The 4095-nt window shown below is 41.6% G+C and carries 5 protein-coding genes; all 5 read right to left on the reverse strand.

Translation table 11 applies throughout. The features are described from left to right. Positions 1-133: 133 nt before the first annotated feature. The 5 genes from CXF78_RS13555 to CXF78_RS13575 are packed head-to-tail and all read right to left on the reverse strand — an operon-like array spanning position 134 to position 3838. Positions 134-754: an energy transducer TonB gene (locus tag CXF78_RS13555; protein WP_011638072.1), complete on the reverse strand. Its 621-nt coding sequence runs from the start codon at positions 752-754 to the stop codon at positions 134-136. 1 nt (position 755) lies between these two features. Beyond that, a complete protein-coding gene (locus tag CXF78_RS13560) occupies positions 756-1160 on the reverse strand; it encodes an ExbD/TolR family protein (protein WP_011638073.1) in 405 nt (134 codons plus the stop codon). A gap of 13 nt (positions 1161-1173) precedes the next feature. Beyond that, positions 1174-1701 carry a MotA/TolQ/ExbB proton channel family protein gene (locus CXF78_RS13565; RefSeq protein WP_011638074.1) on the reverse strand — a complete coding sequence of 176 codons (528 nt, stop codon included), beginning with the start codon at positions 1699-1701 and terminating at the stop codon, positions 1174-1176. Then, positions 1701-3056 (reverse strand): MotA/TolQ/ExbB proton channel family protein, encoded by a 1356-nt coding sequence (locus CXF78_RS13570; RefSeq protein ID WP_011638075.1) that lies wholly within the window; start codon positions 3054-3056, stop codon positions 1701-1703. The genes CXF78_RS13565 and CXF78_RS13570 overlap by 1 nt, the downstream gene beginning before the upstream one ends. Next, positions 3056-3838 (reverse strand): DUF3450 domain-containing protein, encoded by a 783-nt coding sequence (locus CXF78_RS13575; RefSeq protein WP_011638076.1) that lies wholly within the window; start codon positions 3836-3838, stop codon positions 3056-3058. The genes CXF78_RS13570 and CXF78_RS13575 overlap by 1 nt, the downstream gene beginning before the upstream one ends. Positions 3839-4095 lie beyond the last annotated feature (257 nt).

The following is a 4095-nucleotide window of genomic DNA, read 5'->3' on the forward strand; positions in this document are numbered from 1 at the left end:
GCGCTTTCGCCAACGGCACGAGATTGACGCTTGTCAATCTCACACTTTTCCGCAGCAACTACAGTGTTAGACAATAATGCACTTCCACAGACGGAAAGTAATAACGCTGTAGCGATACTAGTAACTTTACGCATTATCTACCTCCCTTCTCTAGTGTGAAGTCAAGTTGTACTGTCATACCACTTTGTCTTAATGGCTTGCCATCGACAATTTTCGGCTTGTATTTCCATTTTTTCAATGCGCGAATCGCTTCACGATCGAATAAACGCTTAGGTTCAGCTTTGATAACAGAAACGTCATCAACACCACCTAGTTCGTTAATTGTAAAGGTAAGTTGAACCCAACCCTCTTTACCATCACGAGCTGCAGCAATTGGATACTGAGGCTCAATACGAACAATAGGAGTAGCATCACCATCACGAGTCATCATGTTACCAAGCTTGAAACCTGTACTTGGTCCACCAGATTCGATCCCACCCATATTGAACGCCATATTAGTGTCAATATTAGATGATGAATCAGGCGGAGTAGTATCCGGCTTCGGTGGCTGCTCCGGTGGTGGAGGTGGCTTAGGTGTAACCCTTGGTTTTTTCTGTGCCTTCGAATCCTGTTTATCCATCGTAATTTCAATAACAGGGGATTCCGCTGATTCGCCGTTGCGTTGTGCGCCACCGCCGACCAGGAAAGCCATGAAAGCAAACAGCCCAAAAGTCACTGCAGCACCAATGATTATTGATACGAGTGCTCTTAGCATATTACTCATTCCCCGCTGATACTGAAATTTTATCGATACCTGCAGCTTTAACGTTATCAAGCACTTTTACGACTAAACCATGTAAAGCGTCTTTGTCTGCTTGGATCAGTACGGCTGCTTCAGGTGCTTCCGCCAACATACGTTCTACGTTTGCAGTTACACGTTCGATATCAACCTGACGGTTTTCCATCATAATGACACCAGTTTTGCTGATACCAATAAAGATGTTCGCCGAAGGTTTAGACGTAGCCTGTGACGCTTTAGGCTTGTTGTAGTCTAAGCCTGATGGCTTAACAAACGATGTTGTTACAATAAAGAAGATCAGCATGATAAACACGATGTCTAGCATCGGGGTCATATCAATTTGCGCTTCCTCTTCCATAGTGGAATGCTTCTTACGTGCCATGTTCAATCTCTCTCTAGTGGTGAGGCATGCTGTCTTTTAGCTTTTCTAAACTGATTCTCATTTTTGAGTCTAAACGTGTGCTAAAGAAAACACCCGATAGAGCTGCAACCATTCCTGCCATTGTCGGCATTGTGGCCATTGAGATACCAGCGGCCATTAAACGAGCATTACTCGTCCCCTGAACTGCCATCACATCGAATACTGAAATCATACCGGTTACAGTACCTAATAGACCAATCATTGGACAAATGGCTACTAAGGTTTTGATTAACAGCATACGTGCATTCAAATCTTGCTTCGCTTGGGATACCCAAGCTTCACGGATACGGTGAGCATGCCAAGAAGTTGTTTCTTCTCTTGCTTCCCATGAGGCGATAACGGCTTGATGTTGTTTTGGTGATATCCAATTTAGATACCAATAACGTTCAAGCATTAACACCCACATTAGGAATAGCACAGCTGCAACCAGCCAGAGGACATCGCCTCCGGAGGCCATGAAGCCCCTGACGGAATCCCATACGTCCATCAGGATTAGCATCATTAGTCAGCCCTCTTCTCAGCATGTTCTGCAATGATACCGGCACTTTGTTCTTCAAGAACTTGAACAATAGACTTACTACGAGCAACAACAATTGCATGTAATAACATTAGAGGCAATGCAGCAATTAGACCTTGAACGGTAGTAATAAGCGCCATAGAAATACCACCAGCCATCAATTTAGGGTCACCAGTACCGAATAATTGAATAGATTGGAAGGTTGCGATCATACCGGTAACTGTACCCAATAGACCCATCATAGGAGCAATAGCAGCGATAACTTTGATGATTGAAATACGAGCTTCTAAAGCAGGCGTTTCTTTTAAGATTGCTTCATCAAGTTTTAGTTCAAGTGTTTCAACATCAACATCTTTATTTGACTGGTATACTTTTAGGATACGACCTAAAGCGTTGTTACCAGGATTTTCGATGTTTTTACGTTGGCTATTAACTTTAGCGCCAATAATAGTTAGAGTAACTAAACGCTCAATGGCAATTAATGCACCTAAAGCTAACAAGGCAAGAATGATGTAACCAATTGTTCCACCGGCTTCTAAACGATCTTCTAAACTAGCTTTGTTAGTAAAGATGTTTAGTAGCACGCCACGAGCTGGATCTATATAGAAAGGAGCAACACCTGAAGTAGTATTTTCCCACGATCCAACTGCGCTAACCTGATAACCTTCTGGTTGCTGTGATAACTGTTGAATTAAACCAAGTTCTGGTTTGTAAACAACATATTTACCTTCAGCAGTTAAGTTGAAAGGACCTACACGGTGAATTGCAGTATTTACTACGTTGCCATCGATAGCAGTAACATCACCATCGAATTTAACAACTTTACCTGACTCAACCATTTCAAATAACTGTGCTTCCCAAAATTGTTCTAACTCTTCAATTTTAGGCAGTGATTTACGTGCACCCAATTCAGCAATAAAGGTATCACGACCAGGAAACTGAGCACTGATGTTAGACGCAGCTAACTTACCAGCGAAATCACCGGCTTCACCTTTAACAACACCAAACATTTCACCCAAGTCACCTTGAGCAGTTTTTAAATCTTCTTCTAACTGAGCAATTTTACGCTCGTTATCCAAGAATGCTTGGTTCAAATCTTTACCGCGTTGCTTTTCAGCAGACAAGGCATTTTTTTCACGCTTCAGTAATTCAGCTTTATCGCCACGTTCCGCTTGAAACTCTCTTTCACGCTTAGCGTTTGTCTTACCTTCGTTAGCTCGGTCGGCTTTAACTTGCTGTAACAGTTGACCGATAGTTTTTGGTGCATCTGCAGCAGAAACCATACCAGCTGTTAAAGAGAAAGTTGCAGCCACTAGCACTGATGTAATTAACTTCTTCATTATTGTGCAGTCTCCGCAGCAGGGATTGGTAATGCGAATAGGTCAAGAGCGCCTTGCTTACGAGCAATGCGGATACCTTTTGTAATATCACGTAGGTAGCTATCGTCTAACTTATTCCAAGACTTCGCATCTGCGTCGTACATCCATGCGATTTTCTGATCCAAGCTTTGTGCATAAAGTGCAACTCGGCCTAAATTGAAGAAATCAACGAGTACTTCTTTACCATCTAAATTTAACTTACCAGTATGAACCGATACAAAGCTACCGTACTCACGCTCAATGCTATAAGCATCAAGGATTAGACGGTATTTTTCTGCCAATGTGACTTCTGCAGTATCAAGGATATCTTTTAAATTTTTAACACGATTCTGACGAGTTTCAATGTTAAATGGTAAATCTAAATTTACGAACTGCTCTAAAGCGTCAACCATTTTAAACATTAATGGCACAACACCCTGGCGAAGTTTATCTACGCCGTTGATATCAGTTTGAATTAAATCAAGTGAATTTTGTTGATCAGCTACCAAGCCTGCAACGTAATCATTGTATGACTTCAATGATTCACGTTCATCAGCAACGCTGCCATACTCAAAAAGCATGTCTTGTGCTTGGTCAAAATATTTGTCGACTTTCTGTTGCGACGCAGCTGAAGCAGCATTAAGGCTGCTATCGGCTTTTTGAACGTCAGCTAGAGGATCTGCAACAACGAAGTTGCTGCCAGCTAAAGCCAGAGCGCCAACAAGTGCAGTAGCGATTTTTGTTCTATTGCTTACCTTGGACATAGTTCCCAACCAATTTGAAGTGAATTAAAAAGTTCAACTTTGCAAAATAACCATGATCTAAAATTGTTAATCAATGTTACTTCAACTAAGCACGTCTTTTTCTTGTGATTGTTAGTTTTTCTTCCCTTTTCTACGCCTATTAAAGCGTAGACCCGTTGGCATCATTTCACAAAATGTTGACCTATGTCAACATTTGCAAAGTTTAAAAACTTGTGGAAAGAGCAGTTAGAGGCGTTAATGTTGTCGAAAGGTTAATA

This window comes from Shewanella sp. 11B5, from assembly GCF_002836795.1.
Lineage (GTDB): Bacteria > Pseudomonadota > Gammaproteobacteria > Enterobacterales > Shewanellaceae > Shewanella > Shewanella frigidimarina.

Coding starts and splice junctions, on each gene's coding strand:
- CXF78_RS13555 (WP_011638072.1), bottom strand. CDS start 754: ATGCTAAGAGCACTCGTATCAATAATCATTGGTGCTGCAGTGACTTTT.
- CXF78_RS13570 (WP_011638075.1), bottom strand. CDS start 3,056: ATGAAGAAGTTAATTACATCAGTGCTAGTGGCTGCAACTTTCTCTTTA.
- CXF78_RS13565 (WP_011638074.1), bottom strand. CDS start 1,701: ATGATGCTAATCCTGATGGACGTATGGGATTCCGTCAGGGGCTTCATG.
- CXF78_RS13575 (WP_011638076.1), bottom strand. CDS start 3,838: ATGTCCAAGGTAAGCAATAGAACAAAAATCGCTACTGCACTTGTTGGC.
- CXF78_RS13560 (WP_011638073.1), bottom strand. CDS start 1,160: ATGGCACGTAAGAAGCATTCCACTATGGAAGAGGAAGCGCAAATTGAT.